Source organism: Desertibaculum subflavum, assembly GCA_003576705.1.
Lineage (GTDB): Bacteria > Pseudomonadota > Alphaproteobacteria > Ferrovibrionales > Ferrovibrionaceae > Desertibaculum > Desertibaculum subflavum.
This window is the reverse complement of sequence record QOZS01000038.1, coordinates 21,488-34,211: the sequence shown is the minus strand read 5'-3', so window position 1 is coordinate 34,211 and position 12,724 is coordinate 21,488. Positions and strand designations below refer to the sequence as shown.

13 protein-coding genes are annotated in these 12,724 nt (G+C 67.7%); 1 reads left to right on the top strand and 12 read right to left on the bottom strand.

Annotated elements, in window-relative coordinates; genetic code table 11:
- Position 1: 1 nt before the first annotated feature.
- The 9 genes from DT074_RS18950 to DT074_RS18910 all read right to left on the bottom strand — a co-directional run bounded on the left by DT074_RS18950 (position 2) and on the right by DT074_RS18910 (position 8,477).
- Positions 2 to 1,225 (bottom strand): CaiB/BaiF CoA transferase family protein, encoded by a 1,224-nt coding sequence (locus tag DT074_RS18950; RefSeq protein ID WP_368744770.1) that lies wholly within the window; start codon positions 1,223 to 1,225, stop codon positions 2 to 4.
- Between the two features lie 17 nt (positions 1,226 to 1,242).
- The gene (locus DT074_RS18945) at positions 1,243 to 1,740 is read right to left on the bottom strand and encodes a MaoC family dehydratase (RefSeq protein ID WP_119421433.1); all 498 of its coding nucleotides are present in this window, start codon (positions 1,738 to 1,740) and stop codon (positions 1,243 to 1,245) included.
- Positions 1,741 to 1,744: 4 nt separating this feature from the next.
- Positions 1,745 to 2,896 (bottom strand): acyl-CoA dehydrogenase family protein, encoded by a 1,152-nt coding sequence (locus tag DT074_RS18940; RefSeq protein WP_119421432.1) that lies wholly within the window; start codon positions 2,894 to 2,896, stop codon positions 1,745 to 1,747.
- A gap of 41 nt (positions 2,897 to 2,937) precedes the next feature.
- Positions 2,938 to 3,426, bottom strand: a complete 489-nt coding sequence (locus DT074_RS18935; protein WP_119421431.1) for a MaoC family dehydratase — start codon at positions 3,424 to 3,426, stop codon at positions 2,938 to 2,940.
- Positions 3,427 to 3,437: 11 nt separating this feature from the next.
- The gene (locus DT074_RS18930) at positions 3,438 to 4,817 is read right to left on the bottom strand and encodes an MmgE/PrpD family protein (RefSeq protein WP_162915011.1); all 1,380 of its coding nucleotides are present in this window, start codon (positions 4,815 to 4,817) and stop codon (positions 3,438 to 3,440) included.
- A gap of 182 nt (positions 4,818 to 4,999) precedes the next feature.
- Positions 5,000 to 5,326: an NIPSNAP family protein gene (locus DT074_RS18925; RefSeq protein ID WP_119421429.1), complete on the bottom strand. Its 327-nt coding sequence runs from the start codon at positions 5,324 to 5,326 to the stop codon at positions 5,000 to 5,002.
- Positions 5,323 to 6,219 carry an HpcH/HpaI aldolase/citrate lyase family protein gene (locus tag DT074_RS18920; protein ID WP_119421428.1) on the bottom strand — a complete coding sequence of 299 codons (897 nt, stop codon included), beginning with the start codon at positions 6,217 to 6,219 and terminating at the stop codon, positions 5,323 to 5,325. The genes DT074_RS18925 and DT074_RS18920 overlap by 4 nt, the downstream gene beginning before the upstream one ends.
- A complete protein-coding gene (locus DT074_RS18915) occupies positions 6,216 to 7,421 on the bottom strand; it encodes a CaiB/BaiF CoA transferase family protein (protein ID WP_119421427.1) in 1,206 nt (401 codons plus the stop codon). The genes DT074_RS18920 and DT074_RS18915 overlap by 4 nt, the downstream gene beginning before the upstream one ends.
- Positions 7,422 to 7,496: 75 nt before the next feature.
- A complete protein-coding gene (locus DT074_RS18910; RefSeq protein WP_119421426.1) occupies positions 7,497 to 8,477 on the bottom strand; it encodes a hypothetical protein in 981 nt (326 codons plus the stop codon).
- Between the two features lie 145 nt (positions 8,478 to 8,622).
- On the opposite strand from DT074_RS18910, the gene DT074_RS18905 reads away from it, so the two are divergent.
- Positions 8,623 to 9,795: a multidrug effflux MFS transporter gene (locus DT074_RS18905; protein ID WP_119421425.1), complete on the top strand. Its 1,173-nt coding sequence runs from the start codon at positions 8,623 to 8,625 to the stop codon at positions 9,793 to 9,795.
- Here the strand turns inward: DT074_RS18905 and DT074_RS18900 are convergent.
- From DT074_RS18900 to DT074_RS18890, 3 genes are read right to left on the bottom strand one after another with little or no spacing between them, the layout of a single operon-like run.
- Positions 9,782 to 11,197 carry an NAD(P)(+) transhydrogenase (Re/Si-specific) subunit beta gene (locus tag DT074_RS18900; protein ID WP_119421424.1) on the bottom strand — a complete coding sequence of 472 codons (1,416 nt, stop codon included), beginning with the start codon at positions 11,195 to 11,197 and terminating at the stop codon, positions 9,782 to 9,784. The two genes, DT074_RS18905 and DT074_RS18900, sit on opposite strands and share 14 nt — an antisense overlap.
- 10 nt (positions 11,198 to 11,207) lie before the next feature.
- Positions 11,208 to 11,507 (bottom strand): proton-translocating transhydrogenase family protein, encoded by a 300-nt coding sequence (locus DT074_RS18895; protein ID WP_119421423.1) that lies wholly within the window; start codon positions 11,505 to 11,507, stop codon positions 11,208 to 11,210.
- A 12-nt stretch (positions 11,508 to 11,519) separates the two neighbouring features.
- Positions 11,520 to 12,674, bottom strand: a complete 1,155-nt coding sequence (locus DT074_RS18890; protein WP_119421422.1) for a Re/Si-specific NAD(P)(+) transhydrogenase subunit alpha — start codon at positions 12,672 to 12,674, stop codon at positions 11,520 to 11,522.
- Between the last annotated feature and the right edge of the window lie 50 nt (positions 12,675 to 12,724).

Sequence of the window (12,724 nt, the reverse complement as noted above, 5' to 3'; positions counted from 1 at the left end):
CTCAAACGACGATCTTGGCGTCCCGCCAGCGGCGGATATCGGACGCGGCGAAGCCCGCCTCGCCCAGGATGGCATCGGTATCCTCGCCGAGCAGCGGCGCGCGGCGCGCGACCTTGCCCGGCGTCTTGTTCATCTTCACCGGCACCCCGGCGATGGAGACGCTGCGGTCGAGCCCCGGATGCGGCACGTCCACGACCATCTCGCGGGCCTGGAAATGCGGGTCGGCGACGATCTCGCGGACGTTGTAGACCGGGCCGAAGGGCAGCTTGCCGCCGAGGATCGCCAGCAGCTCGGCCTTGGTCTTCTGCGCGGTGAACTTGCCGACTTCGCCGTAGACGAGATCCCGGTTGGCGACGCGGCCCTCCGGCGTCGAGGTGCGCGCATCGGTGACGAGGTCCTCGCGGCCGATCAGCTTGCAGAGAATGCCCCACCAGGCATCCGTATGCGCCGCGATGGTGACCCAGCCGTCCTTGGCCGGGAACATGCCGAACGGCGAGATCAGCGGGTGGCGGTTGCCCTCCGGATGCGGGATCGCGTCCTGGAACGAATGCTGGTGGATGATGCGCTCGCAGAGCGACAGCACGCTGTCCAGCATCGACACATCGACGAACTGGCCCTGGCCGGTGCGATGCGCGCGCAGGATGGCGCTGACGATGCCGAAGGCGCACATCGAGGCCGGCATCAGGTCGCCAACGCCGGGGCCGACCTTGATCGGCGTCTCCTTGTCCGGGCCGGTGATCTGCATGATGCCGCCCATCGCCTGCGCCACCACGTCGAAGGCCGGCCAGTCGACATAGGGGCTCTCGCCGGTGCGCGGATCGCCGAAGCCGCGGATCGCGGCATAGACTAGCTTCGGATTGGTCCTGGCCAGCGCCTCGTAGCCGAGGCCGAGGCGATCCATCACCCCGGCGCGGTAATTCTCGACCAGCGCATCGGCGCTGTCGGCGAGCTTGCGCAGAATCTCGCGGCCTTCCGGCGCCTTGAGGTCGACGGCGATGGAGCGCTTGTTGCGGTTGACCGAGGCGTAGTAGCCGCCGAAGGCACGCAGCTTGTCCTCGGGCCGGAACGGGCCGGTGCGGCGCGTGTTGTCGCCCTCGATCGGCTCGACCTTGATGACCTCGGCGCCCTGATCCGCCAGCATCTGGGTGCAGAACGGGCCGGCCAGCATCTGGGTCAGGTCGACGATGCGGATGCCGTCCAGCGCGCCGAAGCCGGTCGCCGCCACCTACTTGTTCCCCCGCACTACTTGTTCCCCCAGTGGCTGCGCCGCTTGATCAGGACGGTCCGCTCGCCCTCGAACACCTGCTTGCCGTCCTGCTTGGTGCCGTAATGCTTGAAGCGGACAATGCCGGCATCGTCACGGTCGGCGGGCCCGGTCTCCAGCACCTCGCTGTAGGAATAGAGCGTGTCGCCATGGAAGACCGGTGACAGCAACTTGATCTTGTCCATACCGAGCTCGGCGATGGCATTCTCGGCCGTGTCCTGCGAGGCGAGGCCAATGAAGAACGAGATGTTGACGCCGCCGAAGCTGACCCGCTTGCCGCCGGCGAATTTCGAACCCTCGGTGCGGCGCTGCATCAGGTCTTCGTTGAAATGGCCCTCGGCGGTATTCATCACTAGGTTGGTGATCAGCACCTGCTCCAGCGGCTCCATGGTCTTGCCGCGCGCGTGCTTGATCACGTCGCCGACCTTGAAGTCCTCGAAGTAGTTGTCCTTGCCGGTGTAGTCGGACATCTTCATCGGCCTACCTCCCCAGCAGGCGGTCGGAGATGATGCGCTGCTGGATCTCCGAGGTGCCCTCGAAGATCTTGGTCAGCCGCGCATCGCGCCAGTAGCGCTCCACCGCATGCAGCTTGGTGTAGCCGGCGCCGCCATGGATCTGGATGCCTTCCGAGGTCACGCGCTCCGCCATCTCGGAGGCGAACAGCTTCACCATCGACGCTTCCAGGTCACAGCGCCGGCCGCTGTCGATCTCGCTGCAGACGAAGTAGTTGAGCTGGCGCGCAGCCTCGACCTCGGTCGCCATCTGCGCGATCTTGAAGCGGATCGCCTGGAACTGGCTGATCGGCTGGTTGAACTGCACGCGGCTGTTGGCGTACTCGATCGAATCCTCGAGCGCGCCGCGCGCCAAACCGATGGCGCGCGCCGCCGTGTGCGCGCGGGCCTTCTCCAGCCCATGCGTCGCCAGGTAGAAGCCCTTGCCCTCCTCGCCGACGACGTATTCCTTGGGCACGCGGCAATCGTCGAAGGCCAGCTCCCAGGTCTTCCAGCCGAAATAGCCGATCTTCGGGATCGGCGCGCCCTTGACGCCCGGCGGCAGCTCGCCGCGCTTCTTCGGGATCATGAACGCCGTCAGGCCCTCGTGCCGGCGGCCGGGCTTCGGATCGCCTGTGCGGGCGATGACGATCAGGAAGTCGGCGCCGTCGGCGAAGGTGCACCAGTACTTGTTGCCGTTGATGATATAGCTGTCGCCGTCCTTCTTCGCCCGGCAGGAGATGTTGGCGATGTCGGAACCGGCATTCGGCTCCGACATGGAGAAGGCGCCGAGCAGCTCGCCGCGCGCCACCTTCGGCAGGTAGTGCCGGCGCTGCTCCTCCGACAGCTTCTCCATGCCGATCAGGCTGTTGCCGCGGGCGATGATCGAGGCGACGCTCATCCAGCCGCGCGCCAGTTCCTCGGTGATCAGGCAGTACTCGAAGCAGCCCAGGCCGAGGCCGCCGTATTCCTCCGCGATCAGGATGCCGAAATAGCCCATCTCGCCGAGCTTCTCGCGCAGCTCCATCGGGATGTCGCCCTCGACGGGGTCGAGCCGGTTCGCCACCGGCAGCACTTCGCGCATGGTGAACTCGCGCGCCTGCTGTTGGATCAGGCGGCGCTCTTCGGTCATGTAGGTCATGGCTTCAGGTCACTGGCAAATGGGATCAGGGGCAGATGGGATCAGGGATTGCGCTTGTTGACGAGGTTCGAACGCTTGAAGTCGCAGACCAGCTCGCCCCGCTGATTGAAACCCTGGGTATGCCACTTGGCGATGCCCATCTTGGGGTTGCTGCCGGACGGCCGGCGCTCCACCACGGTGGAGCGGGCGAAGATGGTGTCGCCGGGATAGACCGGCCGGTGATAGGCAAGCTCGTCCACGCTGAGGAACGGCCCGCCGCCTTCCGACAGGTCCTCCACCGACATGCCGAAGATGGTGTTGAAGACGAGCAGCGGGTTCACCGGCGTGTCGCGATGCCCCATCGCCTTGGCGAATTCGACATTCGTGTATTGCGGATTGAAGTGCAGGGTCAGCGTGGTGAACAGCGCGTTCTCCGCCTGGCTGATCGTGCGGCCCCAATGGTGGTGGAACACGCGGCCGGGCTCGAAATCCTCGTAGCGGTTGCCCTTCGGCTTCAGCTTGGCCTTCTTTGCGAAATCCGGTTCGTCCATCACGCGCCTCGTTACTTGGGGACGGCCAGCGCCATCAGTTCGCCGGCATCCTTCAGGCTCTCGATATCCTCGACCGCCGCGGCGAGCCGCTCGGCGCCGGCCTGGCCCAGCGCCGGCGCGGCGAGGCTCATGAACTTGGCCCGCACGCGATCGCCCTGGAACGCCACGTCGGCGGCGGGGATGCCGGTGTCGCAGGTCTTCTCCAGCCGCCGGCCATCGTTGAGCTCGAGCACGACATCGGCCTGGGAATGCGGCCAGTCGTTGACCAGCTCGATCTGCACCCGCTCGCGCAATTGCACCAGCTCGCGGTCGGCCGCCGTCGTGTCGTTATAGGTCCCCGGCGCCGCGGTATCGGTGCCGGCCAGCGCCATCGCCGTGGTCAGACGCAGGCTGAATTTCGCCTCCAGCCCGGTGCGCGGCGCCTGGATGTTGCAGACCTTGTCAGCCCCGGAATCGATGCGCACCGTCACCTTGCGCAGGTCGGATGGCTTCAGGCCGTGCTCGACCCGCAGCGCCCGCGCGGCATCCATCGGCGCATGCGTGAGATAGCAGGCGGCGTGGTACTTGAAGAGGTTGGCGCGCACATGCCAGCCCATGCGCGGCTGCTCCAGCGCGGCCTCCGGATTGAAATCCGGGCTCTGCGTATCGGCGAAGCCCTGCACGCATTCCAGGATGTCGAGCCGGCTGGTGAAGCCGCGCGCGGCGAGCTGCGCGCCGACCAGGCCGTTCTCCGCCGCCTTGCCGGCATGCAGCGGCTTGCACATCGTCCCGAACTGCGACTTGAGCCCCGCCGCCTGCGTGCCGGCGATGCCGAGCGCGCGGGCCGTCGCTTCGGCGTCGAGGCCGAGAATATGCGCGCAAGCCGCCGCCGAGCCGAAGCTGCCGACCGTCGCCGTGGCATGGAAGCCGCGGGAATAATGGCCCGGCGCCACCAGCCGCCCGACCCGGCAGAGCGTCTCGTAGCCGGCGATGAAGGCCGCCAGCAGCGCATCGCCGGACAGCTTCCGCGCCTCGGCCAGGGCGAGCGCGCCGGGCAGCGCCGCCACGGTCGGATGTCCGCCCATGGCGAAATTCACGTCGTCGTAGTCGAGCGCGTGGCTGATCGACCCATTGATCAGCGCCGCCTGTCGGGTGGAAACCCTCAGCCGATGGCCGACGATGCCGGCCTGGGCATGGCCGCCGTCTTCCGCCGCCTGGTCGAGCAGCATGCGGGCCAGCGGCTCCTCGGCCCCGGCCAGCGAGACGGCGAACCAGTCGAGAATGCACTGCTTGGCCACCTGCCGGACATCCACCGGCACCGCGTCGGTGCGAATGGCAAGGGCACGCTCCACAATCTCGCGCGTAACCGCACGATCATGCACGGCCGGCTTCACGGCTCGCAGTATGGCCATTGATTTCCTCCCATCGGGAGGGCGCAGAATTCCATTGTCATGGTCCGGCGGTCCAGGGGATTCACTCAAGGCTGAACGCGCCATCACATTCATGATTCGGGAAGTCGAGGTCACCACCGGCGACCGGCGAGCGCCCCCATCCCGACAGCGGCACCCCGAGGCCGAGGCGCCGCCGGCGTCCGTCACTTCACCGAGGAGAAGCTCGTCGGCTTGAGGAAGCTGTTGGAGAACGAGGCCAGGATCGGCCCGTCCTTCTCGCTCTCCGCCCGCTTGGCCTGCCATTCCGGATCCGCCGCGAAGGCGGCCCACTTCTTCTCCCGCTCCGCCATCGATTCCCAGGCAAGCAGGTAGTAGAGGTCCTGGTTGGACGAGCCGACCTCGACGGTCCAGAAGCCGGCCTGGCGGATGCCGTGCCGCGCCCACAGCCCCAGCGTGACATGCTCGAAACGCTTGAGCAGCGCCGGAAGACGCCCCGGCAGACAATGATAGACGCGCATCTCGTAGATCATCTCGTTCCTCCCCGTTTGCGGGCATCGATTGCCGCGCCCGCCGCCAATACGTTGCGCGCCCGCTCCACGACCGGCGCATCCAGCATCCGGCCGTCAAGCGCGACGGCGCCGAGGCCCTGCGCCCGCGCCGCCTCGAAGGCTTCCACCACCCGCTTCGCCTGCGCGAGCTCCTCGGCCGAGGGCGCGAAGACCTCGTTCAGGATCTCGACCTGCGCCGGGTGGATGCAGGAGGCCCCGGCGAAACCGAGCCGCTTGGCTCGCAACGCCTGCTCGCGATAGGCCGCGCGGTCGGCGAACTGGGCGATCGAGCCGAGCGTGCCGAACGGCAGCTTGCCGGCGGCGCGGGCCGCCGCCACGCAGAGCATGGCCGGCACGTACATGCCGTCCGGCTCGGGCAGCATGCCCATGGAGAGCGAGAGATCCTCGCTGCCGACGGTCATGCCGACGACGCGCGGATGGCGCGCGATGGCTCCCATCTCCGCCAGCGCACCGGGCGTTTCCACCAGGACGATGATGCGGGTATGGCCGATGGCGAGGCCGCGCTCGGCCTCCAGCTCGTCGAGCACTTCCGCGATCGCTTCGATGTGCTGCGCATGCGGCACCTTCGGGCAGACGATGGCGGTGACGCGCGGCCCGACGGTCGCCTCGAGATCGGGCAGCGCCAGACGCCACGGCCGATTGATGCGCACGAGAATTTCGGCACCGCCCTGCGAGACCCGTTCCGCCACCGCCTGCACGCGGGCGCGCGCCTCCGCCTTGCGCTCCGGCGGCACGCTGTCCTCGAGGTCGATCTGCAGCGCGTCGGCGCCGCGGGTATGCGCCTTCTCGATGAACTTATCGGCGATCGCCGGCACGAACAGCGCCGAGCGCCAGAGCGGCAGGGGCGCGCTCATTCCGCGGCCTTCGCTTCCAGCCGCGCCAGCTCCGCCAGTATCTCCTCATTGTCCTGCCCGACCTTCGGCGCCGCCCGCCGGATCGCGCCCGGCGTGCCGGAGAGGCGCGGCACGATGTTCGGCATCGGGATGCTGCCGAGATCGGCATCCGGCACCTCGACTATCACCTCGCGGCCGATCACATAAGGGTGGGTCATCAGGTCGGCGATGGTGCAGATCGGCCCGACCGTCACGCCGGCCGCCTCGAACAGCGCCAAGTTCTCCTCTTGCGTCTTCGCACCGATAAAGCCGCCGATGATGGCATCGAGCTCGTCGCGGTGGTCGACGCGGTCGTCGTTGGTGCGGAAGCGCGGATCGGTCTTCAGCTCCGGCATGCCGATGGTATCGAAGATGCGCTCCGCCATCGACTGCATGGAGCCCGACATGGCGACATAACGCCCGTCGCTGCACTTGTAGACGTTGCGCGGCGCGGTGTGCGTCGACTGGTTGCCGTTGCGCAGCGGCGCCTCGCCGGTGATGCGCGCGGTCTGCGCCTCGGAGCCGATGATGGAGAGGATCGGCTCGAACAGCGACAGGTCGATCACCTGGCCCCTGCCGCCGCGCTCGACCTCGCGCAGCGCCACCATCACCGCATAGGCGCCGTAGAGCCCGGCGATCATGTCGGCCAGCGCCAGCGGCGGCAGCGCCGGCGGCTTGTCCGGGAAGCCGTTCATGTAGGCGAAGCCCGACATCGCCTCGACCAGGGTGCCGAAGCCCGGCCGCTTGGCATAGGGCCCGGTCTGGCCCCAGCCGGAGACGCGCACGATGACCAGCTTCGGGTTGATCGCCTGCAGCGCGTCGGGGCCGAGGCCCCATTCCTCGAGCGTGCCGGGGACGAAGTTCTCCACCATCACGTCCGCCGTGCGCAGCAGGCGGATCAGGATGTCCTTGCCCTGGCCCGCCCGGATATCGAGGGCGAGGCTCCGCTTGTTGCGGCCGTAGAGCTTCCAGAAGTTGGAATGGCCGTCGACCCGCCAGTTGCGCAGGTCGTCGCCCTTGCCCGGCCGCTCGACCTTGATGACGTCGGCGCCGAAATCGCCGAGCGCATGCGTCACCATGTTGCCGGCGACGAGGCGCGACAGGTCGACGATGCGGATGTCCTTGAGCGGCCCGGCCGGTGCCGGATCAGGCGTGTGGCGGGGCAGCTTGGATGAAGGGCTCATTCGGCGGCTCTCGGCGTTTCCATCGGCCGCCGAGCCTAAGGCCTGCCGGGCGCGCGCCCAAGCCCCCGAACGGGCTCAGCCGACGTTGAGCGTCCAGCGCTGGCCGACCGCGAAGTTGGTCGCGGCGAAACGATAGGTCTGCGCGATCAACTGCTCGCTCTGTTCGCCCCGTTCGAGCGAGGCGTCGGTCCAGGACTCTGCAATGTCCTCCCAGAGGAGAACGGCCTCGCGCAGGTGATCGCGGGTCGCGCGGACGAAGTCGATGGTGGTGCCGAGCTTCTTCAGGGCGGCGATGATCTCGGTCGTCTGCCCGTCGACCATGGTGAATCGCTGACGCAGCGCGTTGAGCGGCGGCCCGGTCAGGGTCTGGATGCGGATGATCGATTCACCGATCGAGCGGTCGCCGCGGAAGTTGTACGCCAGCATCTTCAGCTTCTTCTCGATGCCGAGGAAGCCGCCGATCTTCTCGCGCAGGGCCTCGATATAGGCCATCTCGCGCGCCAGCTGGTCGATCATATCGGTGATCTTCTGCTTGCCGTCCTTGCCGAAGCCGAGCTTGGCGGCGGCCTCCTCGAAGGCGGTATTGATCTTCTCCTTGATCTCCGGCTGCTCGATCGCCACCAGCGCCTCGGAGGCGTCGGCGAGGCCAGACTGCGAGCCGGTGAGCCAAGCGACGAGCTGGACGATCAGGCGCGAGCGCGCCATGTCGTGATGCTGCGAATCGATCTTCCACGATGCCGTGCCGTCGAGCACCTCGTTCGGGATCGAATCGCCGGGGCGGATCTCCTTGACGAATTTCAGCCCCTTTTCGACCATGCGGAGCAGCTTGGCGTCGTCGCTGTCCGAGGCGATATCGAAGGTCTGGCAGAGCGAGTTCAGCGGGACGGAGGCGAGCATGCCGCCGAGCGAAAGGCGGAACTCGACCATGCCGCGCACCCGGTCGAGCCGGAAATGGGCGTCCGGCACCGAGAACACCTTGTGCTGGAAGTCGAAGCGGGTCGTGCCGATCGCTGTTGACGATCGGTCGCGGGGCTTCGCTGCGGGTTCGGCCGACATAGCGGATTAGTTATCGCCCTCGCATGCAAACGATTGGTAAACGCGAATGCCGCCTTACAAACGCTGGCCGCCGCATGGCCGCGATGCGCCGGAGGCGGTCGGGTGTCACAGGCGCCGGCATATCCCTTGCGTAAGACAGCGTGCCATGACCCAGCCCGTTAGCCTTCGCTTAACCCTGTTGCTCGGCGCGCTCGCGGCCTTCGCGCCGATGTCGATCGACATGTACCTGCCGAGCCTGCCCACGCTCGCCCGCGACTTCGCGACCGACGCCGCCACCGTCCAGCGCACCCTCGCCGCCTTCATGATCGGCCTCGCCCTCGGCCAGCTGGCCTATGGCCCGCTCAGCGACCGGATCGGCCGCAAGCCGCCGATGCTGGCCGGCATCGCCGTCTATGTGGTGACCTCGATCGGCTGCATGCTGGCGCCCGGCATCGACGGGCTGATCGGGCTCCGTTTCCTGCAGGCGCTGGGCGCCTGCGGCGGCATCGTGATCGGCCGCGCCATCGTGCGCGACCTGTATGGCCCGCAGGACGCCGCGCGCGTCTTCTCGATGCTGATGCTGGTGATGGGTGTGGCGCCGATCCTGGCGCCCTGGCTCGGCGCCCAGGTGATGGGCCCGTTCGGCTGGCAGGGCATCTTCGCCGTTCTGGCGCTGTTCGGCCTGCTCTGCCTGGTCGCCGTCTGGCGCCTGATGCCGGAGACCCGGCCGCGGACGCATGTCCACCACGGCGGCGTGCTGCGCGGCTACGGCGCGCTGCTGTCCGACCAGCGCTTCATGCGATCGGCCCTGGTCTGCGCCTTCGGCTCGATCAGCCTGTTCACCTACATCGCCGAATCGGCACCGCTGATGATCGACGGCTACGGCGTCTCGCCGCAGGATTACGGCCTGCTGTTCGGGCTCAACGCGGCGGCGGTGATCGGCGCCTCGCAGGTCAACCGGCTGCTGCTGCGCCGCTGGCCGCCGGCCCGGGTGATCGCCTGGACCGTCCCCGCGGCGGCCATCGTGAACCTCGGCGTGCTCGCGGTCGCGGCGAGCGGGCTCGGCGGCCTCGCCGGTCTGGTCGTCGCGGTCTTCTTCTCGCTCGCCTGTTTCGGGCTGACGGTGCCGAACGCGGTGGCGACGGCGCTCGGCGCCATCCCGGCGGAGCGCGCCGGCGCCGCCTCTGCCCTGGTCGGCGCCCTGCAATTCACCGGCGGCGCGGCGGCGGCGAGCCTGGTCGGCCTGCTGCATGACGGCAGCGCGCTGCCGCTCGGCGCGATGATGGCGGGCGCCGCGCTGCTCGCGCTGGCGGCCCAGCGCCTGCTCAAAGCGACTTGACGATGTCCTCCACCATCTTCTTGCCGTCGGCCAGAAGCATCATGGTGTTATCCTTGTAGAACAGGTCGTTGTCGATGCCGGCATAGCCCGAGGCCATCGACCGCTTGACGAACAGCACGGTCTTCGACTTGTCGACATCGAGGATCGGCATGCCGAAGATCGGGCTCTTCGGGTCGTCGCGTGCCGCCGGGTTGGTCACGTCGTTGGCGCCGATCACGAAGGCGACGTCGGCGGTCTGGAACTCGGCATTGATCTCCTCGAGCTCGAACACCTCGTCGTAAGGCACGTTCGCCTCGGCCAGCAGCACGTTCATGTGGCCCGGCATGCGGCCGGCGACGGGATGGATGGCGTATTTCACCTCGACGCCCTCCTCCTTCAGCTTGTCGCACATCTCGCGCAGCGAGTGCTGCGCCTGGCTGACCGCCATGCCGTAGCCCGGCACGATGATGACCTTGCCGGCATTCTTCATGATGAAGGCGGCATCGTCGGCCGAGCCCGCCTTGTAGGGCCGGTCGGTCTTGGCACCGGCGGCAGCAGTCGAGGTGTCGGAGCCGAATCCGCCCAGGATCACGTTGAACAGCGACCGGTTCATCCCCTTGCACATGATGTAGGAGAGGATCGCGCCCGACGAGCCGACCAGCGCGCCGGTGACGATCAGCGCCGGGTTCTGCAGGGTGAAGCCGATGCCGGCCGCGGCCCAGCCGGAATAGGAATTCAGCATCGACACGACGACCGGCATGTCGGCGCCGCCGATCGGGATGATGACCAGGAAGCCGACCACCAGCGCCAGCGCGATCATCGCCCAGAACAACACCGGGATCGGCGTGATGCAGAAGCCGACGATCAGCGCGAGGATGACCAGGCCGAGCGCCGCGTTGAGCTTGTGCTGGCCGGAGAACACGACCGGCGAGCCGGAGACCAGGCCCTGCAGCTTGGCGAAGGCGACGATCGAGCCCGAGAAGGTGACGATGCCGATGACGACGCCGAGCGCCATCTCGACCCGGCTGCCCACCTTCAGCACGCCGCCTTCGAGGATGCCATAGGGCTCCGGATTGTAATAGGCGGCGGCGGCGACCAGCACGGCGGCGAGGCCGACGAGGGAGTGCATCGCGGCGACCAGCTGCGGCATCGCCGTCATCTGGATGGTGCGCGCGAGATAGGTGCCGACGGCGCCGCCGACCGCCAGCGCGATCAGGATCGCCGGCACGGCGCCGAATCCCGAACCGGTGCCGCCCACGCGGGTAGCGATCCACAGCACCGTGGTGACCACTGCGATGGTCATGCCGGTCATGCCGTAGATGTTGCCCTGCCGGCTGCTCTCCGGGCTGGAGAGCCCGCGCAGCGCGAGCACGAACAGGACGGAGGAGACGAGGTAGAGGAAGGCCGTCAGCTGGATGGGCATGCGCGCGGCCTCACTTCTTCTCTTTTTTCTTGTACATCGCCAGCATGCGCTGGGTGACCAGGAAGCCGCCGAAGATGTTGACCGCGGCGAGCGCGATCGCCACCAGGCCGAACACCTTGGAGGTGTCGAAGCTGTCGGCCGAGCCGGCGGCGATCAGCGCGCCGACGATAATCACCGAGGAGATCGCGTTGGTGACGCTCATCAGCGGCGTGTGCAGCGCCGGCGTCACGCTCCACACCACGTAGTAGCCGACGAAGCAGGCCAGCACGAAGACCGTGAGCAGCGACATGAAGGAATAGACGTCCGACATCGCTCAGGCCCCCTATGCCTGCGACTGCTGCAGCTGCGGATGCACGATCTGACCGTCGCGGGTGAGCAGCGTGCCCTTGATGATCTCGTCCTCGTAATCGATCTTGAAGGCCTTCGACTGCTTGTCGATCAGGGGCGTGATGAAATTGAGCAGGTTGCGGGCATAGAGCGAGGAGGCGTCGACGGCGAGGCGGCTCGGCACGTTGGTGTAGCCGACGATCTTCACGCCGCCGACCTCGACGACCTCGTCGGGCCGCGACAGCGGGCAATTGCCGCCCATCTCCACCGCGAGATCGACGATGACGGAGCCGGGCTTCATCGTCTTCACCATCGCCTCGCTGACCAGCACCGGCGCCTTGCGGCCGGGGATCAGCGCCGTGGTGATGATGATGTCCATCTTCGGCACGGTGTCGGCGATCAGCTGGGCCTGCTTCGCCTTGTAGGCGTCCGACATCTCTTTCGCATAGCCGCCGGAGGTCTGCGCCTCGCGCGATTCCTCGTCATCGACCATGACGAACTTGGCGCCGAGGCTTTCCGCTTGCTCCTTGGTGGCGATGCGCACATCGGTCGCCATCACCACGGCGCCGAGCCGCTTCGCGGTGGCGATCGCCTGCAGGCCGGCGACGCCGACGCCCATGATGAACACCTTGGCCGGCGCCACGGTGCCCGCCGCCGTCATCATCATCGGGAAGGCGCGGCCGAAATGCAGGGTCGAATCCAGCACCGCCTTGTAGCCCGCGAGGTTCGCCTGGCTGGACAGCACGTCCATCGACTGCGCGCGGGTGATGCGCGGCACCAGCTCCATGGCGAAGGCCTGCACGCCCTGCGCGGCGTAGGTCTTCGCCTGCTCCCTGTTCTGCAGCGGCGCCAGCATGCCGATCAGGCTGGCGCCCTTCTTCATCAGCGCAACTTCGTCGGTGCCTTCGGCCGCCGTCAGCGGCCGCGCCACCTTCAGCACGAGGTCGGCATCCTTCAGCGCGGACGCCTCATCCGGCGCGATGGTGGCGCCCGCGGCCGTGTAGTGGTCGTCCGGGATGCTGCATCCGGCGCCGGCGCCGGCCTCCACCACGACCTGCTGGCCGAGGCCGATCAGCTTCTTGACGCTGTCGGGCGTGGCGGCGACGCGCTTCTCGCCGGCGCGCCGTTCCTTCGGAATCGCGATGATCATACCGTCTCCTCTTCCTCCCCCGGACAGAGGGCCCCCCACGCGCGAGGGGC

Bases quoted from the DNA above. Each gene is read 5' to 3' on its own strand.
- DT074_RS18925 (WP_119421429.1), bottom strand. From the start codon at position 5,326: ATGATCTACGAGATGCGCGTCTATCATTGTCTGCCGGGGCGTCTTCCG.
- DT074_RS18910 (WP_119421426.1), bottom strand. From the start codon at position 8,477: ATGTCGGCCGAACCCGCAGCGAAGCCCCGCGACCGATCGTCAACAGCG.
- DT074_RS18940 (WP_119421432.1), bottom strand. From the start codon at position 2,896: ATGACCTACATGACCGAAGAGCGCCGCCTGATCCAACAGCAGGCGCGC.
- DT074_RS18895 (WP_119421423.1), bottom strand. From the start codon at position 11,507: ATGTCGGACGTCTATTCCTTCATGTCGCTGCTCACGGTCTTCGTGCTG.
- DT074_RS18915 (WP_119421427.1), bottom strand. From the start codon at position 7,421: ATGAGCCCTTCATCCAAGCTGCCCCGCCACACGCCTGATCCGGCACCG.
- DT074_RS18930 (WP_162915011.1), bottom strand. From the start codon at position 4,817: ATGGCCATACTGCGAGCCGTGAAGCCGGCCGTGCATGATCGTGCGGTT.
- DT074_RS18890 (WP_119421422.1), bottom strand. From the start codon at position 12,674: ATGATCATCGCGATTCCGAAGGAACGGCGCGCCGGCGAGAAGCGCGTC.
- DT074_RS18905 (WP_119421425.1), top strand. From the start codon at position 8,623: ATGACCCAGCCCGTTAGCCTTCGCTTAACCCTGTTGCTCGGCGCGCTC.
- DT074_RS18900 (WP_119421424.1), bottom strand. From the start codon at position 11,197: ATGCCCATCCAGCTGACGGCCTTCCTCTACCTCGTCTCCTCCGTCCTG.
- DT074_RS18935 (WP_119421431.1), bottom strand. From the start codon at position 3,426: ATGGACGAACCGGATTTCGCAAAGAAGGCCAAGCTGAAGCCGAAGGGC.
- DT074_RS18920 (WP_119421428.1), bottom strand. From the start codon at position 6,219: ATGAGCGCGCCCCTGCCGCTCTGGCGCTCGGCGCTGTTCGTGCCGGCG.
- DT074_RS18945 (WP_119421433.1), bottom strand. From the start codon at position 1,740: ATGAAGATGTCCGACTACACCGGCAAGGACAACTACTTCGAGGACTTC.